A 23,273-nucleotide genomic window follows, 5' to 3' on the forward strand; every position below is an offset into this window, starting at 1 on the left:
GCCGGCCGCTCAGCCGACCAGCCCGTCCAGCAGGGCGACGGCCTCCTCCCAGGGGAGGTCGCCGCCCTCGGCGTATGCCCGTTGGTACTCCGGCTCGCCGAGCTGGGCGACCAGCATGTCGCGGCTGCGGTCGTGCTCGCGCTGCTGGAGGTAGGAGCCGTTCACCATCTGCCCGCCATGCGCCCCGAACAACAGGGCCAGCCGCCGGGACAGTTCGGGGTCCGCCTCCCGCTCGGCCAGCAGCACCAGGACGCCGATGGCGAGCGGCATGGTCATCATCGTGACGTGCTGGGCGAAGACCGTGGCGGAGCCCGAGACCGCCCTCAGCCGGCTGCGCCCCTGCCTCAGGTACTCCAGCGCGCGCGGCAGGTCACCACCGCGCGCGACCACCAGGCCGCGCGCACAGGCCAGCATGCCGTGGAAGACGCCGGGGACGGCCGGGCCGAGGTGACCGTTGACCTCGTCCAGCCGGTCCAACTGCCGCTCGGCGTCGGCGAAGTCACCACGGTCGCTGTACAGCGCGGCGAGCACCATGTGCCCGTAGAACAGCGGGCCGGCCGAGGCGATGGAGCCGGGCCGCAGACCGGCCAGCGCCTCGATGATCATCTTCTCCCCCGCCGCCTCGTCAGTCGCCAGCAGCGCCTCGCCCAGCCGCACCCGCAGGACCGGCGCGTCCTGGGTGGCGCCCAGCTGGTCGGCCAGCTCGATGGCCCGGCGGTAGAAGGGTGCGGCCGCGGCCGGATCACCGCCGTGCGAGGCCGTCTCGGCCAGTGCGCCGAGGGCCTCGGCCATGCCCCAGACGTCCTCCAGCCGGGTGTAGATCTCCAACGCCTCGGTACTGTCCCGTTCGGCCTGCGCCTGGCCGCCCACCCGGTCGTTGGACAGCTTCGCCCGCAGTTGCAGGCTGAACGCCAGTGCGGTGTCCCGGCCGTAGCGGCGGCAGCCCGCCACCGCGTCGTCCATCAACTCCTCCATCCGGTCGACCCAGCCGGACAGGAAGGCCGCGAAGATCCGCAGCAGCGGCGTGATCGTGTACGACTGCGGCAGGTCGGGGGTGTACAGCCGCAGCACCCGCTCGGCCAGCTCGGCGCCGTCCTCGTCGCCGATCACGTCCATGCCGCCGTCGAACTTGCTGACCAGCAGCAGGAGTCGCAGCTGGCGGCGGGCCTCCTGGAGTACCGGCTCGGACATCGGCAGCGGGTACTCCGGCAGCCGGCGGTCCAGCGGCTGCGGCGCCGGCGCGTCGTCGGCGTACGGGTCGGGGCCCAGTGCGGCCACCGCCTCGAACCACCTCCGGGACTCCTCGCGGTAGTCGCGCAGGGCCCAGAACCAGGACATGCCCAGCGTCAGCACCAGCGCGTCGGACTCGGCGCCGATGTCCACCGCGCGGCGCAGCGCCGCCCGGACGTTGTCCTTCTCGCGCTCCAGCACCCCCAGCCAGTGCACCTGCCGGGCGCCATGCTGATGGAGCTCGGCGGTGCGCACCACCTCGCGGAAGCAGGCCAGGTGGCGCAGGGCGACCTCGGGTTCGACCGCCTCGGCCAGCCGCTCGGCGGCGTACTCGTGGATGGTCTCCAGCATCCAGTAGCGCGGCGGGCCGTCCTGGTCCAGGCCGGCCACCAAAAGGGACTTGTCGACCAGCGAGAAGACCAGGTCGGCGACGTCCTCGGCCCGCACGTCGACGGCGTCGGCGCAGACCTGGGCGGCGTCCTCCAGGGTCCAGCCGCCGGCGAAGACCGAGAGCCGGCGCAGCACCGCGCGCTCGCGCGCGTCCAGCAGCTCCCAGCTCCAGTCGACCACCGCGCGCAGCGTCTGCTGACGCGGCAGCAGCGTCCGGCTGCCACTGGTGAGCAGGGCGAACCGGCCGTCCAAGCGGGTGGCCAGCTGCGCCGGCGCCATGCTGCGCAGCCGGGCGGCCGCCAGCTCGATGGCGAGCGGGAGGCCGTCCAGCCGGCGGCAGATCTCCGCGCAGGCGGCCGGGTCGTCGGCCGGGTCGAAGCCGGTACGGGCGGCGGCGCCGCGCTCGGCGAGCAGCCGCAGCGCCGTCGAGTCGGGCAGCGGCTCGACCGGCAGGACCACCTCCCCGGGCACTCCGAGCGGCTCGCGGCTGGTCGCCAGGATGGTCAACCCCGGGCATTCGGTAAGCAGTTGGTCAGCCAGTTCGGCGGCGGCCTGGATCAGGTGCTCGCAGTTGTCCAGGATCAGCAGCATCCGGCCGGGGCCGCAGTGCTCGATGATCCGGCGCAGCGGGTCCTCCGGGCGTCCCTCGGCGGCATCGGCCAGGTGCAGCACCGTGCCGCGCAGGCCGAGCGCCGAGAGCACCGCGCCCGGCACCGCCGACGGGCTTTCCAGCGGGGCGAGTTCAGCCAGCCAGGTGCCGTCGGGCCAGCACCCGGCCGACTGGGCGCGGCGGCCGGCCTCGACCGAGAGCCGGGTCTTGCCCGAGCCGCCCGGGCCGGTCAGGGTCACCAACCGGGCGGTGGCCCGGGCCGGTTCAGAGCCCAGCCCCAACAGGTCGGCCAGCGTGGCGAGATCCTGCTCGCGGCCGACGAAGCTGGTCAGCCGAGCCCGCAGGTTGCCGGCCGGGGCTGCGGTGACGGGGGCGGGGTGACGGCCTGGGCCGGCGCCGGGGTGGCGGGGCTGCCGTCACTGGACAGCAACTCGCGATAGAGGGAGGTGAGTTGAGCACCGGGGTCGGCGCCGAGTCGGTCCGCCAGAGCCCGCCGCACCGCGTCGTAGCGGCTCAACGCCTCGGCCGTACGCCCGGATTCGTGCAGGGCGCGGATCCACAGCACGTGCAGCGGCTCGTCCAGTGGCCGGTCCGCGCAGAGGCCGGCCAGCTCGGCGGTCAGCTCGGCGGCCCGCCCGAGCTCCAGGTCGGCGGCGATCCGCCGGCGCAGCGCCTCGGAGCGCTGGGCCTCCAGCCGGACGGCGCTGCCCGAGGGGTCCGGCAGGTCCGCCAGCACCGGTCCGCGCCAGAGCCGCCCGCAGCTCCTGCGCGGCCTGCTCCGGCCGACCCGCCTCCAGGGCGGTGCGGCCGCGCTCGGCCAGCTCCTGAAACCGTCCCAGGTCGGTGTCCCGCCCGGTCAGCCAGTAGCCGCCGGGCCCCGAGCCGATCTCGTCCCGTCCGACGGTCCGGCGCAGCCGCCCGACCAGGGTCTGCAACGCCGCGGCCGAGTCCTGCGGCTGCTCACCGTCCCAGACCTCGGCGACCAGTGTGTCGGCCGGGACCGGCCGGCCCTGGCGCAGGACCAGCGCCGCGAGCAGCGCGCGCAGCCGGGCGCCGCCGAGCGGGACCTGGGTGCCGTCGTCGTGGTGGGCCGTGGTGGTACCGAGGATGCCGTAGTGCACCTGTCCATTCTGTCGGTAGCCGGAACGGAACCGGGGACCGGGCTGCGGACGTTCCCCTCTGCGGGAGGCCGGGAGCAGGATGCGCCTCCGCCCGGCGCCCGCCCAGTGTTCGCTCAGCCGTCGTTTGTCCGCAGCCGCACCGCCCGGCATGATCGGTCGGGTCCGACCGCCCGATGCCCAGTCCCCCCGGAGACCCGAACACCATGAGCTATGCCGACACGCGCCGCCCGAGCCGCGAGGAGCGCCGGATCAGCCCGGTGTTCTGGGTCCTGCTGGCGATACTGGGCACCTCCGGCTGGGCGGTGTGGACGGGCTACGGCACAGCGAGCTTCGGCGTCTTCCTCTTCGTGGTGGCCGGCTGGATGGTCTCGCTCTGCCTGCACGAGTACGCGCACGCCCGGACCGCGCTGCACGGCGGGGACATCACGGTCGGCGCCAAGGGCTATCTGACGCTCAATCCGTTCAAGTACGCCAACGCCGTGCTGAGTTTCGTCCTGCCGGTGGTCTTCGTGATCCTCGGCGGCATCGGCCTGCCCGGCGGCGCGGTCTTCATCGAGCGCCACCGCATCCAGGGGCGGCTCAAGCACAGCCTGATCTCGGCGGCCGGGCCGCTGGTGAACCTGCTCTGCGCGGTGCTGCTGCTGGTCCCGGTCGGCGCCGGCTGGCTGGACGACCTGCCGGCCACCGTCGCGGTCGACGGCTACCCGGTGAGCTCCTTCGCCGCCGCGCTGTCCTTCCTCGGCCTGCTCCAGGTGAGCGCCGCACTGCTGAACCTGCTGCCGGTGCCCGGGCTGGACGGCTACGGGATCATCGAACCCTGGCTGTCACTGAAGACCCGCCGCGCGGTGCAGCCGTTCGCGCCGTACGGGCTGATGGCGGTCTTCGTGGTGCTCTGGCAGTCGCAGGTGAACCAGTGGTTCTTCGGCCTGGTGCACGACATCCTCGGCCTGTTCGGCGTCCAGGACGGGTTCGCGGAGGCCGGGCAGTACCTGTTCCGCTTCTGGACGCACTGACCGGACGCACTCCGGTCCGTCCGTTCAGCCGTTGCGCTCGGCCGCCTGGTTGAGGCGCTCCTTGCGGAGGTAGAACCACGCCATGTTGCTGGAGAGGCCGCCCAGCAGCACCCAGATCACGCCGAACCAGTTGCCCTGCACGAAGGAGACCACGGCGGCGGCGACCGCGAGGACGAAGACGATCGAGGCATACAGGGCGTTGCGGGGCATGGCAGCCGGCTCCAGGGGTCGGGGTCTGTCGGCCTTCATTCTCACCGACGGTCCGCGGAGGCCGGCATCCGGGTGAGGTCCGGGCCGCCGTGTCGCCACACGATCTTCACGCAACGGTCGCCGTCCGATCGCGGAGCGTCGCGGAACGCCACGTACCGGTCGTCCTCGGGCCCAAGCCGCCCGCGCGGTCACCGGATCGGGGGACCCTGCGCCGAAGAGCCTTTCGGGGATCCGCCGACGGCTCCATCCTGGTGCGCATGGACGCGAAGCGAGTGTCGGAACTCACCGAACAGCTCGACGAACGACTCGGCGGGCAGCACGGCGGCGGGCGGCACGGCGCGCCCGGCGCCGGCTCGGGTCTGCTCGCGGCGACCCGCGCCTTCGCCGGGGCGCTGCGCGGGTCGGTCACCCGGCGCTCCGCCCGCGGGCTGCTGCTGGTCGGCGCCCCGCAGCACGAGCCCTGGCACCTGGCCGCGCACCTGCAGGACGAAGCGGCCTGGTCCGGCGCCCCGCTGCTGGCGCCGGCGCTGGTGCGCCACCGGGTCCCGGCCGGGGCGCCCGCGCATCTGCGGCACGACCTGCGGCGGCTGACCGACGCCCGGCGCGGCGAGACGGTCCTGGTGGTCACACCGGTAGCGGCCGGCGCCGTCCTGCTGGACCGGGTACAGGACGCCCGCCGCGCCGGGGCGACCGTTCTGACGCTGGAGGCCGGCGACCAGGAGCTGGCCTCGCTCGCGCACGAGAGCCTGACGGTGGACAGCCCGGACGAACCGGGCTTCGACCTCGTCCAGCACCTGGTCAGCGCGGCGGCCGGGGAGCGGCGGCGGGCCGGCTCCCGGCTCTCGCGCCTGCTGGCGACGTTCAGTACGGAGCCGGTCAACCGCTGGTGACGTGGCGGCGTTCATCGGCGGGCGCCGGGCTGCGGGCTGCGGGCTGCGGGCGCCGGGCTGCGGGCTGCGGGCTGCGGGCGGAAATCCCGTTGCCCCTGGCGCCGGGCCCGCGCATCATGACCTCCCGTGAGTGACGACAGCCGAAGTACCAGCAGCAGCCTGTTCAGCAGAATCCGGCCGGACCTGACCCCCTGGCGCACCTCCCGGGACTTCCGGCTCCTCTGGGGCTCGGGCTGCATCTCCTCCTTCGGCAGCTTCCTCACCTACGTCGCGGTCCCGTTGCAGGTCAAGGAACTCACCGGCTCCTACCTCGCGGTCGGCCTGATCGGCGCCGTCGAACTGCTGCCGCTGATCGTCTTCGGACTCTGGGGCGGTGCGCTGGCCGACGCGCTCGACCGGCGCAAGCTGGTGCTCGCCTCGGAGGCCGGGCTCGGCCTGCTGATCGCCCTGCTGCTGGTCAACGCCCTGCTGCCGCACCCGGTGCTCTGGCCGATCTACCTGGTCACCGCCATGGTCGCGGCCGTGGACGGCCTGCAACGCCCGGCCCTGGACACGCTCGTCCCGCGCATCGTCGAGCACGACCAGATGACCGCCGCCTACGCGCTGCTCTCGCTCTACCGCAGCACGAGCTCGGTGCTCGGCCCGGCGCTGGCGGGATTCGTGGTCGCGTTCGCGGGCGTGCAGACCGCGTACGCGCTGGACGTCGCCACCTTCGCGATCTCGCTGCTGCTGCTCGCCAAGCTGAGCGCGGTGCCGCCGCCCAGCGGCGCCGAGAAGCCGTCCGTCGCGGCGGTCGTGGCGGGGGTGAAGTACGCCTGGAGCCGTCCGGAGCTGCTGGGCACCTACGTGGTGGACATCGTCGCGATGCTCTTCGCGTTCCCCGTCGCGATCTTCCCGTTCCTCGCCGACGACCTGCACGCGCACTGGGCGCTGGGGCTGCTGTACGGCGCCTCGGCGGTCGGCGGCCTGCTGGTCTCGGCGACCAGCGGGTGGGCGTCCGGGGTGCACCGGCACGGCCGGATGGTGGTCCTGGCCGCGCTCGGCTGGGGCGCCGCGATGGCGCTGGCCGGGCTGGTGGGCAACCTCTGGCTGGTGCTGTTCTTCCTGGCGGTCGCGGGCGGGGCGGACATGGTCAGCGGGATGGGCCGGTCGACCATCTGGAACCAGTCCATTCCGGACGAGTTGCGCGGCCGGCTGGCGGGGGTGGAGCTGCTGAGCTACTCGGTGGGACCGCAGCTCGGCCAGGTCCGGGCCGGCGGCATGGCCGGGCTGGTCGGGGTGCGCGGCTCGGTCTGGATGGGCGGGGTGGCCTGCGTGGCCGGGGTGCTGGGACTTGCCGCCGTACTGCCGAAGCTCCTCGCCTACGACTCCAGGACCGACCCGCACGTCGCGGCCGTCCGCGCCCAGCGGGAGCGGACGGCCGAGGCCACCGACGTCGCACCGGCGGCCTGACGCCGGGTCAGTCCTGCTCGCGGTCCTCGGCGGGACGGTCGTCCCAGCGTGGGTCGTTCTGCCACTCCCGGTTGCGCTCCGCGGCCGTCTCCAGGGCGTGCGCAGCCTCCTCACGGGTGGCGTACGGACCGAGCCGGTCCTTGGCCGGGCACTCCGGGCCCTCCTCGACCTTGCCGTGCTTGACGCAGTAGAACCACTCGCCCGGCTTTCCGGTGGGCTTGCGGCCGAATCCCAGGGGCATGGGCCTCTTCCTCTCGTTCAGGGAGATCATTCCCGGCCGTCCCGCTCGCACACACAACCGGGGTGGAACGGGCCTGCGGGATAGAATCGCGGCCATGGCTCACCTCGTTCCCGGCACCCAGTCCCCCGTCCGCAAGGTTCCGGCGCACATCGCCCGTCCGGAGTACGTCGGCAAGCCCGCGCCGACGCCGTACACCGGACCCGAGGTGCAGAGCGCGGAGACCATCGACAAGATGCGGATCGCCGGCCGGATCGCCGCACAGGCGATGGCGGAGGCCGCGAAGCTGATCGCGCCGGGGGTCACCACCGACGAACTCGACGCCGTCGCCCACACCTACATGTGCGACCACGGCGCCTACCCGTCCGACCTGGGCTACCGGGGCTTCCCGAAGTCGATCTGCACCTCGGTCAACGAGGTGATCTGCCACGGCATCCCGGACTCGACGGTCCTTCAGGACGGCGACATCGTCAACATCGACGCCACCGCCTACATCCACGGGGTGCACGGCGACCTGAACGCCACCTACCTGTGCGGCGACGTGGACGAGGAGTCGCGGCTGCTGGTCGAGCGCACCCGGGAGTCGCTCGCCCGGGCGATCAAGGCGGTCAAGCCCGGCCGCCAGATCAACGTCATCGGCCGGGTCATCGAGTCCTACGCCAAGCGGTTCGACTACGGCGTGGTCCGGGACTTCACCGGGCACGGGATCAACACGTCGTTCCACTCCGGCCTGATCGTGCCGCACTACGACAGCGAGCGGGCCACCGAGGTGATCAAGCCCGGGATGACCTTCACCATCGAGCCGATGCTCACCCTGGGCACGTACGACTACGAGATCTGGGCGGACGGCTGGACCGTGGTCACCAAGGACCGCAAGCGCACCGCGCAGTTCGAACACACGCTGGTGGTCACGGCCGACGGCGCCGAGGTCCTCACCCTCCCCTGACGCCTTCCCCACTGCCCCCGCGTCCGTTTGACGGCCGGTCAGCCGATCAGCCACTGCTCCTCGGCGACCGCGCCGACCTCGGTGCAGGCGTCCGTCAGCACGTCCAGCACGCGCAGCGCGTCCGGCAGCGGCTGCTCGGGGCCGCGCAGCCAGCGCACCTCGGAGCCGTCCGGCAGCGCGGCCGGGGGCAGCAGGGTGTACGAGCCGCGGCAGTGCCAGCGCAGGCCGGGGTGCTCGGAGACCGTGTCGGGGTGGGTGTCCAGCGCACTGGACCACCACTCGTCCTCGTCCGCGGGGGTACCGCGGGTGGCGGTGAAGAAGAGGTAGCGATCCTCGCCGACCGCGGCCACCGGGCCCCCGACGCCCGCCTCGGTCAGCCGCTCCAGCGCCAGTTTGCCCGCCGAAACCGGTACGTCCAGGACGTCGTGGGCCCGGCCGGTGGCGGTGATGAAGTTGGCCTGCGGGTCACGGGAGAGCCAGCGGGCGAGTTGCTCGGCGTCGGTGGTGGCCTGGGACTGCCAGGCGAACGAGACCGGGTGCTGGGCCGGGGCCGGACAGCCGACCCGGTCGCAGGAACAGCGATGGCCGGCCGGATGGGCGGCCGGGGCGAGCGGGAAGCCGGCCCGGACGGCGGCCAGTAGCAGATCGAGCCGGGCAGCCGGGGAAGTCGCGCCGCCGGTGTCCGTTCCGGTGCGCTGATCGCGTCGCTGCCACCACGTGGTCCACCTGCTGCTGGCTTCCATCGGTCCCCTTTCGCACCCGCTGTGTCTGGTGTGGCACAGCGCTCGACGCACATCCGACGCAACGTCCCGCGCCACCCGCTGCTTCCCGGGGGCATCAGGTCAATCGGCCGGGCAGCCGTAGCCGGGGTCACCGGTCGGCCGACGCCTTGGTCCACAGTGCGGAGCGCGAGAACGGAAGGCTCGGCGGGAAGGCGCGTTTCCGCGCGCCACCCGGCCCGCACGGGGCCGCTGACCCGGGTGAACCCCGGGGGCGTACTGAGCAGGATAAGGGAGCGCCGGGCTCCTGCGGACCCAGGGGTTTGGGTCCGTACCCGATCAGGTGCGAAGCTGGGCGGATGAGGAGTGCGGACACCGAATTCGTGGGAGGGCCGTTGGACGGCCAGGTCCTGCCCATCCTGCTGTCGCCGTTTCACAGCGTCCCCAAGGTCTACCGGGTGCCGGTGCCCGCGCACGGGGACGTTCCGGCCGAGACGCTGCGCTACGTCCGGGCCAAGGAGTACGACGCCAAGGGACGCTCCCGGTGGCGGTACGAGTACGCACCGCCACCGGAATAACCCGCCCCTGTGCTCCTTCTCACGCCTCTTCGGCCAGGATGAGGTAGAGCTTCTTGCGGGCCTCGACGAGGACCGCGAGCCCCTTGGCGCGCTGCTCCTCGGTGCCGGTGCCCATCACCTGGCGAATGGCGTGGTCCACCGAGGCGAGTGCCTGGCCGACCTCCTGGACCGCCTCCCAGCCGACCTCGCGGCCGGTCTGCATCCACGGCTCCGCCGGGCCGGCCTCGGCCTCGGCGCGACCGGCCTCCGTCAGCTCGAACAGCCGCTTCCCGCTGGACTCCTGAGCCACGATCAGCCCCTCCTCCTCCAGTAGCTGGAGGGTCGGGTAGACCGAACCCGGGCTGGGGCGCCAGGCGCCCTCGGTCCGCTCACCGATCTCGGTGATCATCTCGTAGCCGTGCATCGGCCGGTCCTTGAGCAGCGCCAGCAGCGAGGCACGAACGTCCCCACGCCGCGCCCGGCCACCGTGCCGCCCGCGCCCCCGGCCTCCACCGCCGTGCCCGAACGGCCCACCCCCGCCGAACGGCCCGCCACCGAAGGGCCCGCCACCGCCGAACGGCGGCCCGAACCCCCCGCGCCCGCGCCCCTCGACGCGCTCCCCGCCGTCCCCCGGCAGCCCCCGAACCCGGGCCCGCGCCGCCTGCCCTGCTCACGCCTGCCCCGGCCGCCAGGGCCGGGTCCGAACGAATATTCCGCGCGCATGATGCGCACCACCTCTCGATGTATCGGCAGCACCTCCTGTCGAAGTACTGTCTCGATACTTCGACGATATATCGCTAACGGTCGCTCGTCAACGCTCACCGATATATCGGCGACTGTCTCGATGCGACGAGGCTTGATGTCCTGTCCCGGCGTAGGTTGCCGCCGTCCACCGTGTCTTGTCCGGTTCGCGTTTCGTCCGGCGTGAGGTTCCCGCTCCGATGAACAGCAGGCACGCCCATCCCGAGCGAGCTTGCCGCTGAGCGGTCTTCGTCCCGCTGGAGATTGCCGCCGCCCGCTGTGTTGTCGCGGACGGTGAACCACTGACACCGCAGGCGCTGGTGCGCCATGATGTGGCCCTCACATCGCCTGCCGAGGGATCCGCAACATGTTCATCGTCTACGGGTTCGTGTTCATCTGGGGTATCGGCTTCCCCGCTGAACACGCGAACAGCGAGCGCATATCTGCCTGGTGGCACGGGGTCCTCGCCGCCCTCCTGATAGGTGCCGCAGCGGCCTTCCTCGCGTTCGTCATCCCGAACGTGGTGAGCGCGTTCGCGTCCGGGAGCATGGTCGGCTGCCTCATCGGCATCGTGGGCGCCCCCTTCTGGGGCCACTCGAACCAGGAAGCTGGCTTGGCCGTGGGGCTGACTGCTGCGCTGCTGGTTCTGGCCCTGACGCGTCGGGCCGTAGAGGTGCGGCGGCACTCAGCACCTTCGATCGTGATCCCTACTCCGGCCGCCGTGACCGCGGCTGGTCGGGACACGACCCGTCGACCGACTCGGCATCTTGGCGTCCCGGCTCGTTCTGATGGCTTGGTTGCATCAGGGGCGGTCGAGCCGCTGCTGACGACTGGACCGAGCGGTGACGCAACGATCACGCTGGAACGGGGCTCTGGGCTTCGAGCGATGACGTCAACGGCGGTCTTCAATGTGGAGCTGCGACATGTAGTCAAGGTTGATGCTGTGCCTGGCGAATTCAAAGATGGACGGCAGTTGCATCGGCTGACGCTGAGTCCGGTCTTCCCGTTCATGCTTGGTATCTGGTTGCTACCGGACGAAGCAGTCGTATGGCGCGGCGCCTTGTCCAGCTGACAGGCCCTCCGAAGCCACTGAATTTCCCCTTATAGGGCGGTTTGGCGGTTCGGCACTTCGTGGCCCGGTAAGAGCTGGCTCGTGAAGCTGGCACGGGTACAGGGCGAGGAACGGGTGGCTGCGAGTGCGCCCGCAGCTGTCGAGGCTGGTGTCTTCTCCGTCGAGTACGTCGACGAGGGCGGAATCCGGCGGCACGAGCCGCTGCCCGCGGTGTGGACCACTCGGTTCGAGGAGATGGAGCCGGTCCGGAAGGTGCGCTCCTTCCATGGGCAGCGCTCGGTGGTCAGGGACTACTGGTTCGCCCGGACGGGGCAGGTGGTCAGCTGCGAGTCGCGGCTGGAGCGGGACCACGCGATGTTGTTCGACTTCGACCCGCTGGCGGTTGGGCTGGTGTCGCAGCCGTTCCGCCTGTTCTGGCCGGGACAGCGGGGACGGCGAGGCCACGTCCCGGACTTCTTCGTACGGCTGGCGGACGGCACGACGGTGCTGGTGGACGTTCGGCCGGATGATCAGATCGAGCCGGGCGACGCGGAGGCGTTCGCGGCCTCGGCTCGGGCCTGCGAGCTGGCGGGCTGGTCGTTCCGCCGGGTTGGGGTGATCGCCCCGGTGCTGCTGGCCAACGTTCGCTGGCTGGCGGGCTATCGCCATCCGCGCTACTGGCAGCCGCGGACAGCTGCGGGGCTGCGGGAGGTGTTCGCGGAGCCGAGATGCCTGTTCGCGGGGGCGTCGGCGGTCGGGGACCGGTTGGCCGTGCTGCCAGTGCTCTATCACCTGCTCTGGCGGCGCCTGCTGACCGCGGATCTGAGTGAACGTCCGCTGGGGCCGGACACTTTGGTCGGCTCCGCTCCCGAAGGGGGCCTGGCCGGATGATGCGCGTTCCGCTGGTGATCCGGCCGGGCGATCGGGTCAGGTTCGAGGGCAGGGTGCAAACCGTCGCCGGGATCTCGGGGGTGCTGGTCCGGCTCGCGGACGAGGCGGGTGGCACTGCGGCGATGCATCTGCCGACCTTGATGGCGTCGCCGGAGTTTGGACTGCTCAGACGTGGGCTCGTTCTCGGTCATTCACCGTGACACGCCGTTCGTCTTTCTCGCCCCCGGACAGCGCGGCGCACAAGACCGCCTCGACGCCGCCCGCGGACTCGGGCACCTCGTGCTTCGGCCCGAACACACCCGCATGGACTGGCGAGCTCTGGACGCCGAGGCCGGCAAGTTCGCCGCCGCATTCCTGATGCCCCGCACCGGAGTCTTGAGCCACATGCTCCGCAACGTCACCTTCGAGAGGATCACCACGGCCAACCACATCTGGGGGGGTCACGGCCGAAGCCTTGACCTATCGCCTGCATGACCTGGGTCTGATGCAGGAATGGTCCTTCCGACGAGCGATCACCGAGGTCAAGAAGGCGTCCTTCAGCTTTCGCGAACACTCCGCACCGGAGAAGAGCAACGTGCTGCCCCACGTGTTCGAGGCCCTCCAGACCCAGGGGATCACGCCGCTCGACGTCGCCGAGCAGCTCTGCCTCCCCCTCTGGGAGCTCAACGGCCTCATGCGCGGACTCGACCTGTCGGTCGACCAGGCCCGCACTCCGGAAACTGCCGCGAAGTGACAGGCCGCCCTCACGGTGACCGCGAAATCCGGTCGCCCAGGTCGAAGTGCCACTGACAGGATGTCCCGGTGAGTACCGCGCCGCTCCTGACCTCCGACAGCTACGAACGACTCGTCGTTGGCCTGCGCGGACGAACCATCGTCGCGGTCGACTACTTCGTACTGATGGTCGGGGACGAGGGTACCGATCCTGACGAGTGGGACTACGGAACGTGGCACGAGCCCACGATGGGCGTCGAGCTGACCATGGACAACGGCGCCACCTACTCGGTTATCTGGGGCAACACTTTCGACTGCTACGGAGTCGAGCTCTACTCGGCGCCTATGCGCGACTTCCTCTCCCTCCTCGGCGAGCCGGGCGGGTCGGCGCGCGTCGCGGTCACGGAGCACCCTCTCTGGACCGGGATCCTTTCCTGCCCGATCGAGTCGTGTCGCATCCAATGGTGCGGCGAGGAGCACGGCGCTCCGACTCCGCTGCCGGAGGCCATCCACCTGCGGACCGCCAGTGGTCAGGTGTGGATCGCCGCCGGCCGCTCGGCCACTTACGAGCCTGACGGGCCTGGGCCGTTCTACTTGTGCACTGACGATGTGCTCGTCATCTTCGACACGGATGTCGCCAAGCGCGCCGGACTCGGGGTCTGATCAACGGCTTCGAAACGGGCGCACAGGCCAATGTCGGCGTACATGTCGAACTGCTCAGCCAGGTACACGTGAACGCGCCCACCGCGGCCGTAGGTGAGCACACGGCTACGTCCTGCTGTTGCTCACGCCTTTGGTGGTGAGGCCGGAGCCGGCAGACCGAATAGTCGAGCGAGCGCGGCGGTAACGGAGTCGATGTGGTCGGGCACGTGCGCGGGGGCCCAGTCGGCCGCCAGTGTGAGGAAGTCGGCCAGGTCGCGTTCGGCGTCGGCGAGAAGGTGGACGAGCTCGGTCACGGGCAGTTCGATCAGCGGGCTGTCGTGTCGGCAGGTGTCGACGGTGAGCCGGACGGTGTCGCCGATGCGTTCGGCGAGCGGTGACATGGGATCGTGGCCGAACCAGAGCGAGCCGCCGTCGTTGATCAGCCGGTGCCAGTCCCGCCAGTCTTCCAGCCCGTCGCAGCACCCGGGCAGGAAGGTGACCCCTGTTGACGTGTCCGACACCCGCAAGCCGCCAGCTGCGAAGAGGGGGTCGAGGGTCAGCAGTCCGTGGAGGAAGGAGCTGAGCGGGTCGGTCGGCCGCGGCGGGTGATCGCCGTCCGGTTCGGTGTCGTTGCAGCGGATGATGCCCATTACTGCTGTCCCGACCTCGGCGGGTGAGAGCTTGCCGCTGAGCGACTGGAAGCCGAAGCGCTCGACCTCGGCGACAGGCCAGAGGCCGAACGCATCGGGGGCGACTATCTCCACGACGGGCTGCATCACGATCACCCGGTGAAGTGTCCGGCATCTCCACCCGGATCGCATGCCTATTCCTGGAGCACCCAACCCCGCCGAGCTGCGCACCTTTGGCTGTACGCCGCTGAGCACATACCTGTGTACGCCGACAGTCAACAGCCGGATGCGGCCTGTCCCGCAGATTCACGTCACGGCAGCTTCGGGAGTGCAGGTCCGATCAGCCCAGTCCCACGCCTGCGGTTCGCGCCCCACAGGCAACCTAAAACGGGACAGTCGCACTCAAAGCGCCTTGGGTGGCAACGTCTTCCGGGACGCCAACTGCGGTCCTGTCCCACCCACCTTGCCTATCCGCAGGTCAGCGACACCCCCTGCCGACAAGCTAAATCGGGACGGGACACTTGATGTCCTGTTTTGGTCAGCTGCGAGTCCCACCCGTCCCTGGAGCCGCTCAGTCAGGTCCCGAGCTCGGACTTGGGCCTCCCCCGGACAGAGCCAGGGACGCAGCTGCACTGCGGAGTGAGGTGTCCTGGCGTGCTGCTACGGTCCGCGCATGACAAAGCGTGTGCCATTCACCGGTGATGAGAAGGACAGTCTGTACGTTGCCCTCGACCGGCATCGTGATGCGGTGCTGTGGAAGCTCGAAGGCCTTGACGACGAGCAGCTGCGGCGGCCGATGACTCCGTCGGGGACGAACCTGCTGGGGCTGGTCAAGCACCTGGGGGGTGCCGAGCTCGGCTGGTTCTGCGAGACCTTCGGCCGCGAAACGGGGCCCTTGCCGTTCGACTTCGAGGTGGACGAAACCTCCGACATGCGGATAGAGCCGCACGAGTCCACCGCGGACGTACTGGAGTTCTACGGCCGTGCCCGGGCGGCAGCCGACAAGGTGATCGACGAGCTCGGACTCGACGACCTCGGCAGGTCCTACGCCGGCAATGACGTGTCGCTGCGCTGGGTACTCATCCACATGACGACGGAAACCGCCCGGCACGCGGGCCACCTGGACATCCTGCGCGAGCTCATCGACGGCTCGACCGGCGACCACAACCGGGGCTGATCCGGGCAGGTCGATCCGGGCTGCCGCCCTCGATCACCGGGCTTCCGGCGGCCGCGAGGCGTCCCCGGTGGCCCCGGCCGCTGGGCGCGCGTCGCGGCTGGCGCCTCAGACCTGCGCCATGCCGCCGTCGACGAAGAGTTCGACGCCGGTGATGAAGCTGGAGGCATCGCTGGAGAGGAACGCCGCGGCCTTGCCCATCTCACGGGGATCGGCGATCCGGCCGGTCGGGTTGCCCTCGCCCATGCGGTGGACGGCGGCGCCCACCTGGTCGGCGCCCTGTGCCATCGCCAGCGCGCGCCGCAGGGACTCGGTGTCGACCGCACCGGGGCTGAGGACGTTCATGCGGATGCCGGAGCCCTTGATGTCCTGGATCCAGGACCGGATGAAGGCGCGCACCGCGGCCTTCGAGCCGCCGTACAGGCCCATTCCGCGCGGCGGCTGGATGGAGGCCGTCGAGCCGATGATGACGACGGTGCCGCCGGGCGGCAGCAGCGGCAGTGCCGGCTGGACGGTGAACAGGACGCCCTTGGCGTTGACGTTGAAGGTCCGGTCGAACTGCTCCTCGGTGATCTCGCCGAGCGGGGCGTGTGCGCCGATTCCGGCGTTGGCGACGACGGCGTCGAGCCGCCCGTACCGGGCCTTGACCTCCTCGTACGCGGCCTGCATGTCCGTGAGCGCGGTGACGTCGGCCACGATGCCCGAGCAGTTCGGTCCGATCACGGCGACCGCCTCGTCCAGCTGCTTCTGCTGGAGGTCGGTGATGACCACACGGGCGCCCTGGTCCACGAACTCCTGGGCGATACCCAGGCCGACCCCGGACGCGCCACCGGTGACCACAGCGACCTTGCCTTCGAGCGGGAGGCTCATCGTTTTCTCCTCTGAGTGAGTTGCCCGCAGCCTGCGGACGGCAGCGGCAGGGTGCCCTACACTCGAAAGTGGAGGCGCCGCCACTTTCGCCAAGGTAAGCGGAGGCGCCGCCACTTAGCAACTCGTCAACGAAAGAGCCCTCCCATGAGTACGGACACCGGGCGCCCGCTGCGGGCCGACGCACGGCGCAACCGGGAGAAGATCCTCTCCACCGCGGTACGCGTCTTCGCGGAACAGGGACTGGATGCGCACCTGGAGCACATCGCCAGGGAAGCGGGGGTCGGGACCGGCACGCTCTACCGCAACTTCGCGACCCGGGAACTCCTGATCGAGGCCGCCTACCGCAACGAACTGAACCGACTGTGCGAGGCCGCCCCCGAACTGCTCGCGACCATGCCGCCACGCGCGGCGCTGCGTGCCTGGATGGGCCACTTCATCGACTACGCCACGGCGAAACTGGGCATGGCCGACGCCCTGCGCGCCGTCGTCGACTCCGGCGTCAACCCCTATGCCCACAGCCGGGAGTTGATGATGACCGCACTCACCTCGCTGCTGGACGCCGCAGCCGCGGCCGGCACCATCCGGGCGGACATCGCGGCAACCGACATGTTCGCCGCCCTGACCGGCGTCGCCCTCGCCTCGGGAAGGCCCGAACAGCGCGAGCAGGCCGAACACCTCCTGGACCTCATCCTGGACGGCCTCAGGTACGGCGTGACGGACTGATGCGATCACCCCTTCGAGGAGGCTGAACATGTCGGAGTCCCGCCAGCCGTCACGGAGCAACGCGGTGTGCCGGCGCCGCCCTACCGCACCCCACCCACTTGCGTCAGGACTTGGGCCACGCGACCGAAGTCTCCACCGCCTGCTGGTAGTCAACGTCGGGGATGGTATGGGGGCGAACGCTCACTACATGTGCCAGAGCATGACGGAGGATGCGCTCTTCGCTTGTCGAGAGCGGCATTGAACTGGGCTCCTACTTCGGCTATCTGACGATGGGGTCGACGCGGCGGGAGTTTCACACCGGCAGCGGACGCCGCAGGGGCGGATCTCTGTCGAGACCCGCCCCCACAATGCCGTTCAGTCGTGTCAGTTCTGGGTCAGCTGGTCGAAGTCCACCTCTCCCGTGGTGCCGCCGCCGTTGTTGTGGGCGGTCATGAACACACCGGCGTCCTGGGCCGACGCGGCGCCGGGGACGGTGGCGGTGCCGACCGTCGTCCAGGTGGTGCCGTCGGTCGAGTAGGAGCCGGTGTAGCTGCCGCCGGTCCGCACCAGCTTCAGCCAGGTCGGGTAACTCGCCGTGCCGAGGCCCGAGTTCGAGGGAGCGGAGTTGCTGTCCAGCCGGCCACTGCCGGTGCTGTCCCACTGCAGCACGTAGCCGTTGCCGGGGGTGACGGCGAGGATCAGGTAGCCGGGCGAACTGCCCGGCGCCGTCACGTCGTTGCGGACGATGATGCCCGCCTTGGCCCAACTGCTGGTGGCGGCCTGGGCGGTGACCTGCACGACGGTGGTCGAGCCGTCGTGCTCCGCGCCCTTCTGGTAGACGGTGCTGTACTCGTCCGTGCTGCCCCAGGCGTCGGCGCCGCCGCCGAGCACGCCCAGCCGTGTGCCGGACTGCCCGAAGACCGCCGTGGTGTCGCTGTAGGTCAGGTACGGCGCGCGCACCGGGGCGGTCACCCGGACGGTACCCGCCGAGTCGGCCGCGGTGCTGCCGCCGCTCCAGCGGGCGGCGACCGTTCCGGTCAGCGTGTCGGTCTCGATCGGCACGCTGAGCACGGTCGGCGCGGTGATCCGGAACGCCGCGATGGCCATGTGGCCGGGGCGCACCGTGCCGAACCCGGTGGCGGTGAGCGGCTCGACCGTCCAGCCGGCCGGCGCGTTCAGCCCGAGGGTGACCTGACCGACCGCCGAGCTGCCGTTGTTGGTGAACGAGGAGGTCACCGTGGCGGTGGCGCCGTCCAGTTGGGCGGGGATCGCGGTGTTCAGGGAGATGCTCGGCGCGAACTGGCCGGGCTTGTCGGTCTTCGCCACCCGGTAGAGGACGGTCCCGTGGCCCGGGACGGCGGCGCTGATGGTGCCCGGCGTCTCGGTGGTCGCCTTGCTCCACAGGTCGCGCAGCGTGTAGCCCTTGGCCGCACCGAGTCCGACGGCCTGGGCGGTGGTGCTGATCGTCGCGGTGGTCGCGTTCTCGTTGAACAGCGCGACTGCCACGCTGCCGTCCGCCAACGGCTTGGCGAGTACGTCCAGGCCGCCGCTGTGCGCGATCTCCACGCCCTGCTTGCCCAGCGGGTCCTGGTCGACCGCGATGACGTCGCGGTTGGTGTAGATCGCCATGGTCTGTGCGGACGCGGCGCGCAGGTCGGCGCCGGAGATCAGCGGCGCGGCCATCGTGGCCCAGAGCGAGAACTCGGACCGGTCCTCGGCCGGGGTCATGCCGTTGCCGACCTCCAGCATGTCCGGGTCGTTCCAGGCGCCCGGGCCGGCACCGGCGGCCAGCGCGACGTTGGTGTGGAAGTTACCCAGCATCGAGCCGAAGTCGGCGCTGATGTCACCGGTGGTCCGCCACAGGTTGCCGACGCCGGCCCCCCAGGACGCGACGTTCTCATTGCCCCAGTTGCAGAGCGAGTAGACGATCGAACGGCCGGTCTTCGCGAGCGCCGCGCCCATCGCCTTGTAGCGCTGCTGGCTCGGGATGTTCTGGTTGTAGCAGTTGTCGTACTTGAGGTAGTCCACACCCCAGGACGCGAACGAGGCGGCGTCCGCGTCCTCGTGGCCCAGGCTGCCCGGGTAGCCGGCGCAGGTCATCGTGCCCGCGCTCTCGTAGATGCCGAGCTTGAGGCCCTTGCTGTGCACGTACGCGGCGACGCCGGTGATGCCGTCCGGGAACTTGACCGGATCGGGCACAAGATTGCCGGCCGCATCGCGGGACTTGCTCATCCAGCAGTCGTCGATATTGACGTACTGGTAGCCGGCCTGCTGCATGCCGCTGGCCACCAGCTTGTCGGCGATCTGCTCGACCAGCTTCTCGCTGACGTCGCAGCCGAAGGTGTTCCAGTCGTTCCAGCCCATCGGGGGCGTCTTCGCCAGTCCGTTGTCCACTGCGGCCGCCGGTGTCGCCGTCGCCGTGACGACGGTCAGCGGCACCGCCGTCATCGCGGCGGCGAGCAGCGCGGCCCACGCCTTCTTCATGCCATCTCCTGGGTGGTGAGAGGTGCTGGGGAGGGAGGGTGCTCGTGCGTGGTGCGTCCGCCATGCGCATGGCGGACCCAGGGAATCAAAACTCCACATCATCGGTCAATAACTCACACCAAACTGAAGCCATGGACGCGGAAAGTCGGCAGAATCACCCAAACTTCAACAGTCGAACCTGGCACCGATCACCGCCCAACCGATGGGTAGCATGACGAACTCCTGTGTGAGCACAGGCGCGACGAACACAACGGGGGTGGGGACCATGGGCATCGGCATGGGCACGGGCATGGGCAGGCGCCAGAAGGCCGCGGCAGGACTCGCGGCGGTGGCGGTGGCCGGCGCGTTCGGCGCCTACGGGGTCTCGGAGCTGGGGGCGAAACACACCACAGCCGACGTACGGACCGTCACGGTCGCCGACCCGCCCGCCGGGCAGGTCCCGTCCCCGACCGGCCCGCCGAGCGACTCCGCGCTCCCGTCGCCGAGCGCGAGCGCGAGCCCGTCCGCGAGCGCCTCGGCCAGTGCCTCGCGCAGCGCCTCGCCCAGTGCCTCGGCGAGCCGTTCGACCTCGCGCGGTTCGTCCGCGACCGCCTCCACGCAGCCCGGCGGCACGACTCCGAAGACCCAGGCCGCCGCCTCCGCCGCGCCCGCGCCGACCGCCAAGCCCGGCCCGGTCGCACCGCCGCCTCCGCCCGTCACCGCCCCGCAGACCCCGCCGGCCCAGGGCGGCTGCAAGAGCTTCACCGGTACCAACCAGCCGCAGAGCGACGTCGGCGCCGCCCTCACCGCCGCCGCGGGAAAGTCCAGGACGCTGACGCTGGGCAGCGGCGGCACCGACAAGCTCCCGCCGCTGCCGGTCAACCTGGTCAAGGCGATCGCCTGGCAGGAGAGCGGCTGGCAGTCGGCCATCCTGGCCTGCGACGGCGGCATCGGCACGATGCAGATCATGCCCGCCACCGCGACCTGGATGAACGGCAAGTTCGGTACGAAGAACGACGTCCAGACGCTGGCCGGCAACACCGACCTCGGCGCCGAGCTGCTGGACGAACTGGTCGCCTACTACGGCGACTCGGACTTCGGCGGCAAGTACGACCTGTCGCCGGACCCGGTCACCGGCAAGAGCCCGCTGCTCGACGTGGTCGTCGCGGCCTACAACGCGGGCGCCGGCAACGTCCACTACAACACCGTCAGCAGCACCGACCCGGCCAGCGGCCTGGTCACCGCCACCGGCACCGAGGTGATCCCCAACCCGGGTTATGTGAAGAGCGTCGAGGCGCTGATGACCAACTGCAGCTGTCTGGGCTGACCCCCGCGTGGTGCCGCGCCGACCGCCTGCGGGCAGCCTGCCCGGCACCACGTGGGAGCCGTCGTCACGGCACCACGTCGGAGCCGTCGTCGCCGACGCCGGGTCAGGGCAGCCGGCGCAGCACGACGACGCCGTCCTGGTCGAAGACCGCGCCGTACCGCGCGCCCGGGTGCAGCGCCGTCGCGTACCCGGGCATGTCGGCGGGCGCGTCGCCCCAGCCGTCCCGGTCCACCAGGAGGTAGTCCGGCGCCGCCGGCTTGCAGCCGCCGAGCCAGTACGTGTCGTCGCGCGCGGCCAGCGCCGCCAGCGGCCCCATCGAGGACTCCACCCGGACGTCCGGCGGGATCTGCGCGATCGCCGCCCGCAGCGCCGCCGCGTGCGTGCCGCCGCTCCAGGCCGACGGGTCGGTCAGGCCGCCGAAGCCGACCGGCAGGCTCACCAGGCAGGCCACCGCGATGGCCGGCGCGGCCGGCACCATCCCGTCCGCGAACGCCCGTACGCCCGGGCGCTCGGAGCGGCCCATCCGCTGCACCGCGTCCACCAGCGCGAGGAAGACGATCGGCATCAGGGTCGCGTTGTAGTGCCAGTCCGGGCCCCAGAACATCGGGTTGGACGAGCCGAACCGCCAGGCCAGCGTGGGCAGCGCCAGGACCACCAGCGGCGAGCGCAGGGCCAGGAACCCGACGATGCCGAAGATCCACCCGCTGGTCTTCCAGACCGTCAGCCGGGTGAACGGACCGATGAGCACCTGCCAGATCTTCGGATGGGTGCCGCCCGGCAGCTTGGACCAGTAGTCGAAGTGGTGCTGCGGATTGAAGTGCGGAATCAGCACCAGGACCGAGAGCGCGGTGAACGCCAGGCCGAAGACGACCAGCACGCCCCCGGTGAACCACCGCCGGGCCATCAGAACCAGCACGACGCCGACCGCCGCGACCGTCAGCCCCATGTCCTCCTTGACCAGCACCAGCGGCAGCGCCCACCACGCCGCGCGCTCCCAGCGCTCGAACAGCAGCTGCCGGCCGACCAGGGCCAACAGCGGCACGGCGAAAGCTATTTCGTGGAACTCCGCGTCCACCGCCCGCTGCAGGCCCCAGGACAGCCCGTACGCGACGCCGATCAGCAGCCCCCGGTTGGGCGTGAGCAGCCGGGCAGCGGTGTCCGAGACCACGCCGACCGACCAGGCGAACAGCACGGCCTGGGCGACCAGCAGGGTCACCGCGGACGGGAAGGCCCAGAAGAACGGCGCGAGCAACGCGAGGACGGGCGACCAGTGGTCGCCGAGCGCGTTGAAACCGGGCCCCTTGATCGAGACCACCGGAGCGTGGAAGTGCGCGTAGCCCTTCACCGCCTCGGTGAAGATGCCCAAGTCCCAGGACGGCGAGCCGAAGCGCTGGTAGCGCAGGACCGCCAGGACGGTGTAGCCGAGCAGGAAGAACGCCGCGAGTGCGACGTGCGGCAGGACGTCGTCCAGCCGCCCGGCTCCGGCGGCGCGGGCCACCCGGGCCGCCCGGCCCCAGCTGGGCACCCGCCTGGCCGGAACCGCGGTCCCCAGGGTCTCGGCCATCCGAACCTCTCTCGACTACTCGATTTCTCGTGCGACTGACGCACGCTACCGCGAGACCACATGGTGTCGGCAGTCCCACCAGTGGGGCGTGGCGCTCTATCGTGGTCGCCATGCCGTCGTCGCCGCCGCCCGCCCCCATCGGTCCGATCCGGATCGTCTCCCGCTCCTCCCCCATGGCCCTGGCCCAGGTCGAGCGCGTCAGAACCGAGTTGGCCGCCCTCCACCCCGGCCTGCGCACCGAGGTGGTGCCCGTCACCACCTCCGGAGACCGCTGGACCGGCGCGCTCTCCGAGCTCGGCGGCAAGGGCGCGTTCACCAAGGAGGTGGACGCGGCACTGCTGGCCGGCGAGGCCGACCTCGCCGTGCACTGCGTCAAGGACGTCCCCGCCGACCGCCCGCTCCCGGCCGGTACGGTCTTCGCCGCCTTCCTGCGCCGCGACGACATCCGCGACGCGCTGGTGCACCCCGGCGGCCTGACCCTCGACGAGCTGCCGCCCGGCACCCGGATCGGCACCTCGTCCGTCCGCCGGGTGGCCCAACTGGCCGTCTCACACCCTCAGCTGACCTGCGTCCCGTTCCGCGGCAACGTCAACCGCCGGCTGGAGAAGCTCGACGCCGGCGAGGCCGACGCCCTCCTCCTCGCCGCCTCCGGACTGGCCCGGATCGGGCTCACCGAGCGGATCACCGAGATCCTCTCGGTCGAGACGATGTGCCCGCCGATCGGCGCCGGCGTCCTGGCCCTCCAGTGCCGCGAGGACGACGCCGTCACCAGCGCCGCCGTCGCGGGCCTCGGCGACGCGGGCGCCTGGCGGGAGACCACCGCCGAACGGATGTTCCTGCACGTCCTCCAGGGCCACTGCAACAGCCCGATCGCCGGCTTCGCCCGCGCCGAACGGGACGGCCGGCTCTCACTGCGCGGCCGGGTCTTCTCCCCCGACGGCAAGACCGTCCTGGACGCCCACGAATGGGCCGGCCCCCTCGACCCCGCCACCCTCGGCACCTCGGTCGCCGTCGCACTGCTCCGGCAGGGCGCGCGGGAGCTGATCGACAGCATCCCGCACTGACATCCCGTCAAAATCCGTCCACGCTCCGCCCCTTGATGACCGGAAACCACCCCCGAAGCGGTCGTGCC

General features: G+C 71.1%; 23 protein-coding genes and 1 pseudogene. 14 read left to right on the plus strand and 10 right to left on the minus strand.

Translation table 11 applies throughout. From position 1 onward, the window contains the following. Window positions 1–9: 9 nt before the first annotated feature. Window positions 10–2,469, minus strand: coding sequence for an ATP-binding protein (locus BS80_RS35675; RefSeq protein WP_232246768.1), 2,460 nt, complete (start codon window positions 2,467–2,469; stop codon window positions 10–12). An 89-nt stretch (window positions 2,470–2,558) separates the two neighbouring features. Continuing rightward, a pseudogene (locus BS80_RS44220) lies at window positions 2,559–3,501 on the minus strand (AfsR/SARP family transcriptional regulator). A 53-nt stretch (window positions 3,502–3,554) separates the two neighbouring features. Here BS80_RS44220 and BS80_RS35680 point away from each other — a divergent pair. Continuing rightward, complete coding sequence (locus tag BS80_RS35680; RefSeq protein WP_035805790.1) at window positions 3,555–4,364, plus strand: site-2 protease family protein; 810 nt, start codon at window positions 3,555–3,557, stop codon at window positions 4,362–4,364. Between the two features lie 24 nt (window positions 4,365–4,388). Here the strand turns inward: BS80_RS35680 and BS80_RS35685 are convergent, their stop codons facing one another. Next, on the minus strand, window positions 4,389–4,574 hold the full coding sequence (locus BS80_RS35685; protein WP_035805793.1) for a hypothetical protein: 186 nt from the start codon (window positions 4,572–4,574) through the stop codon (window positions 4,389–4,391). Window positions 4,575–4,831: 257 nt separating this feature from the next. On the opposite strand from BS80_RS35685, the gene BS80_RS35690 reads away from it, so the two are divergent. Together BS80_RS35690 and BS80_RS35695 are read left to right on the plus strand one after the other, a co-directional pair. Continuing rightward, complete coding sequence (locus BS80_RS35690) at window positions 4,832–5,464, plus strand: hypothetical protein (protein WP_083975733.1); 633 nt, start codon at window positions 4,832–4,834, stop codon at window positions 5,462–5,464. Between the two features lie 126 nt (window positions 5,465–5,590). Continuing rightward, window positions 5,591–6,916 carry an MFS transporter gene (locus tag BS80_RS35695; protein ID WP_051967631.1) on the plus strand — a complete coding sequence of 442 codons (1,326 nt, stop codon included), beginning with the start codon at window positions 5,591–5,593 and terminating at the stop codon, window positions 6,914–6,916. A 7-nt stretch (window positions 6,917–6,923) separates the two neighbouring features. Here BS80_RS35695 and BS80_RS35700 read toward each other — a convergent pair whose 3' ends face one another. Beyond that, the gene (locus tag BS80_RS35700; RefSeq protein ID WP_035805796.1) at window positions 6,924–7,157 is read right to left on the minus strand and encodes a hypothetical protein; all 234 of its coding nucleotides are present in this window, start codon (window positions 7,155–7,157) and stop codon (window positions 6,924–6,926) included. Window positions 7,158–7,251: 94 nt separating this feature from the next. Here BS80_RS35700 and map point away from each other — a divergent pair, with 94 nt between their 5' ends. After that, on the plus strand, window positions 7,252–8,100 hold the full coding sequence (gene map / locus BS80_RS35705) for a type I methionyl aminopeptidase (RefSeq protein WP_408607463.1): 849 nt from the start codon (window positions 7,252–7,254) through the stop codon (window positions 8,098–8,100). A gap of 38 nt (window positions 8,101–8,138) precedes the next feature. Here map and BS80_RS35710 read toward each other — a convergent pair whose 3' ends face one another. Next, window positions 8,139–8,843, minus strand: a complete 705-nt coding sequence (locus tag BS80_RS35710) for a bifunctional DNA primase/polymerase (protein ID WP_035805798.1) — start codon at window positions 8,841–8,843, stop codon at window positions 8,139–8,141. Between the two features lie 359 nt (window positions 8,844–9,202). Here BS80_RS35710 and BS80_RS35715 point away from each other — a divergent pair, with 359 nt between their 5' ends. Further along, entirely contained in the window at window positions 9,203–9,397 is a 195-nt protein-coding gene (locus BS80_RS35715) for a hypothetical protein (protein WP_198045698.1), read from the plus strand. Window positions 9,398–9,416: 19 nt separating this feature from the next. Here BS80_RS35715 and BS80_RS44225 read toward each other — a convergent pair whose 3' ends face one another. After that, complete coding sequence (locus tag BS80_RS44225; protein WP_051967632.1) at window positions 9,417–9,800, minus strand: PadR family transcriptional regulator; 384 nt, start codon at window positions 9,798–9,800, stop codon at window positions 9,417–9,419. A 684-nt stretch (window positions 9,801–10,484) separates the two neighbouring features. Here BS80_RS44225 and BS80_RS35725 point away from each other — a divergent pair. The 5 genes from BS80_RS35725 to BS80_RS35745 all read left to right on the plus strand — a co-directional run bounded on the left by BS80_RS35725 (window position 10,485) and on the right by BS80_RS35745 (window position 13,433). Continuing rightward, window positions 10,485–11,189 (plus strand): hypothetical protein, encoded by a 705-nt coding sequence (locus BS80_RS35725; protein ID WP_035805802.1) that lies wholly within the window; start codon window positions 10,485–10,487, stop codon window positions 11,187–11,189. Window positions 11,190–11,270: 81 nt separating this feature from the next. Further along, window positions 11,271–12,059, plus strand: coding sequence for a TnsA-like heteromeric transposase endonuclease subunit (locus BS80_RS35730; RefSeq protein ID WP_232246770.1), 789 nt, complete (start codon window positions 11,271–11,273; stop codon window positions 12,057–12,059). Window positions 12,060–12,230: 171 nt separating this feature from the next. Continuing rightward, entirely contained in the window at window positions 12,231–12,533 is a 303-nt protein-coding gene (locus BS80_RS35735; RefSeq protein ID WP_035805807.1) for an ImmA/IrrE family metallo-endopeptidase, read from the plus strand. Then, window positions 12,514–12,792: a hypothetical protein gene (locus BS80_RS35740; RefSeq protein WP_157536771.1), complete on the plus strand. Its 279-nt coding sequence runs from the start codon at window positions 12,514–12,516 to the stop codon at window positions 12,790–12,792. Before BS80_RS35735 ends, BS80_RS35740 begins: the two co-directional genes overlap by 20 nt. Window positions 12,793–12,860: 68 nt before the next feature. Beyond that, window positions 12,861–13,433 carry a hypothetical protein gene (locus BS80_RS35745; RefSeq protein WP_035805812.1) on the plus strand — a complete coding sequence of 191 codons (573 nt, stop codon included), beginning with the start codon at window positions 12,861–12,863 and terminating at the stop codon, window positions 13,431–13,433. A gap of 122 nt (window positions 13,434–13,555) precedes the next feature. Here the strand turns inward: BS80_RS35745 and BS80_RS35750 are convergent, their stop codons facing one another. Beyond that, a complete protein-coding gene (locus BS80_RS35750; protein ID WP_198045719.1) occupies window positions 13,556–14,188 on the minus strand; it encodes a hypothetical protein in 633 nt (210 codons plus the stop codon). 526 nt (window positions 14,189–14,714) lie between these two features. Here BS80_RS35750 and BS80_RS35755 point away from each other — a divergent pair. Continuing rightward, window positions 14,715–15,218 carry a DinB family protein gene (locus BS80_RS35755; protein WP_035805816.1) on the plus strand — a complete coding sequence of 168 codons (504 nt, stop codon included), beginning with the start codon at window positions 14,715–14,717 and terminating at the stop codon, window positions 15,216–15,218. A 105-nt stretch (window positions 15,219–15,323) separates the two neighbouring features. Here the strand turns inward: BS80_RS35755 and BS80_RS35760 are convergent, their stop codons facing one another. Next, window positions 15,324–16,085 carry an SDR family NAD(P)-dependent oxidoreductase gene (locus BS80_RS35760; RefSeq protein ID WP_035805818.1) on the minus strand — a complete coding sequence of 254 codons (762 nt, stop codon included), beginning with the start codon at window positions 16,083–16,085 and terminating at the stop codon, window positions 15,324–15,326. Between the two features lie 144 nt (window positions 16,086–16,229). Here BS80_RS35760 and BS80_RS35765 point away from each other — a divergent pair, with 144 nt between their 5' ends. Further along, on the plus strand, window positions 16,230–16,808 hold the full coding sequence (locus BS80_RS35765; protein WP_035805820.1) for a TetR/AcrR family transcriptional regulator: 579 nt from the start codon (window positions 16,230–16,232) through the stop codon (window positions 16,806–16,808). Window positions 16,809–17,171: 363 nt separating this feature from the next. Here BS80_RS35765 and BS80_RS43325 read toward each other — a convergent pair whose 3' ends face one another. Next, the gene (locus BS80_RS43325) at window positions 17,172–19,271 is read right to left on the minus strand and encodes an NEW3 domain-containing protein (protein WP_083975737.1); all 2,100 of its coding nucleotides are present in this window, start codon (window positions 19,269–19,271) and stop codon (window positions 17,172–17,174) included. A 265-nt stretch (window positions 19,272–19,536) separates the two neighbouring features. On the opposite strand from BS80_RS43325, the gene BS80_RS38390 reads away from it, so the two are divergent. Beyond that, a complete protein-coding gene (locus BS80_RS38390; protein WP_157536772.1) occupies window positions 19,537–20,577 on the plus strand; it encodes a lytic transglycosylase domain-containing protein in 1,041 nt (346 codons plus the stop codon). 103 nt (window positions 20,578–20,680) lie between these two features. Here the strand turns inward: BS80_RS38390 and BS80_RS35780 are convergent, their stop codons facing one another. After that, window positions 20,681–22,141: a DUF2079 domain-containing protein gene (locus tag BS80_RS35780; RefSeq protein ID WP_051967634.1), complete on the minus strand. Its 1,461-nt coding sequence runs from the start codon at window positions 22,139–22,141 to the stop codon at window positions 20,681–20,683. Between the two features lie 110 nt (window positions 22,142–22,251). On the opposite strand from BS80_RS35780, the gene hemC reads away from it, so the two are divergent. Further along, complete coding sequence (gene hemC / locus BS80_RS35785) at window positions 22,252–23,205, plus strand: hydroxymethylbilane synthase (protein WP_051967635.1); 954 nt, start codon at window positions 22,252–22,254, stop codon at window positions 23,203–23,205. Window positions 23,206–23,273 lie beyond the last annotated feature (68 nt).

Source organism: Kitasatospora mediocidica KCTC 9733, from assembly GCF_000744225.1.
GTDB lineage: Bacteria > Actinomycetota > Actinomycetes > Streptomycetales > Streptomycetaceae > Kitasatospora > Kitasatospora mediocidica.

Coding starts and splice junctions, on each gene's coding strand:
- BS80_RS35755 (WP_035805816.1), top strand. CDS start 14,715: ATGACAAAGCGTGTGCCATTCACCGGTGATGAGAAGGACAGTCTGTAC.
- BS80_RS35680 (WP_035805790.1), top strand. CDS start 3,555: ATGAGCTATGCCGACACGCGCCGCCCGAGCCGCGAGGAGCGCCGGATC.
- hemC (WP_051967635.1), top strand. CDS start 22,252: ATGCCGTCGTCGCCGCCGCCCGCCCCCATCGGTCCGATCCGGATCGTC.
- BS80_RS35765 (WP_035805820.1), top strand. CDS start 16,230: ATGAGTACGGACACCGGGCGCCCGCTGCGGGCCGACGCACGGCGCAAC.
- BS80_RS35725 (WP_035805802.1), top strand. CDS start 10,485: ATGTTCATCGTCTACGGGTTCGTGTTCATCTGGGGTATCGGCTTCCCC.
- map (WP_408607463.1), top strand. CDS start 7,252: ATGGCTCACCTCGTTCCCGGCACCCAGTCCCCCGTCCGCAAGGTTCCG.
- BS80_RS35700 (WP_035805796.1), bottom strand. CDS start 7,157: ATGCCCCTGGGATTCGGCCGCAAGCCCACCGGAAAGCCGGGCGAGTGG.
- BS80_RS44225 (WP_051967632.1), bottom strand. CDS start 9,800: ATGCACGGCTACGAGATGATCACCGAGATCGGTGAGCGGACCGAGGGC.
- BS80_RS43325 (WP_083975737.1), bottom strand. CDS start 19,271: ATGAAGAAGGCGTGGGCCGCGCTGCTCGCCGCCGCGATGACGGCGGTG.
- BS80_RS35690 (WP_083975733.1), top strand. CDS start 4,832: ATGGACGCGAAGCGAGTGTCGGAACTCACCGAACAGCTCGACGAACGA.
- BS80_RS35760 (WP_035805818.1), bottom strand. CDS start 16,085: ATGAGCCTCCCGCTCGAAGGCAAGGTCGCTGTGGTCACCGGTGGCGCG.
- BS80_RS38390 (WP_157536772.1), top strand. CDS start 19,537: ATGGGCATCGGCATGGGCACGGGCATGGGCAGGCGCCAGAAGGCCGCG.
- BS80_RS35750 (WP_198045719.1), bottom strand. CDS start 14,188: ATGCAGCCCGTCGTGGAGATAGTCGCCCCCGATGCGTTCGGCCTCTGG.
- BS80_RS35710 (WP_035805798.1), bottom strand. CDS start 8,843: ATGGAAGCCAGCAGCAGGTGGACCACGTGGTGGCAGCGACGCGATCAG.
- BS80_RS35685 (WP_035805793.1), bottom strand. CDS start 4,574: ATGCCCCGCAACGCCCTGTATGCCTCGATCGTCTTCGTCCTCGCGGTC.
- BS80_RS35780 (WP_051967634.1), bottom strand. CDS start 22,141: ATGGCCGAGACCCTGGGGACCGCGGTTCCGGCCAGGCGGGTGCCCAGC.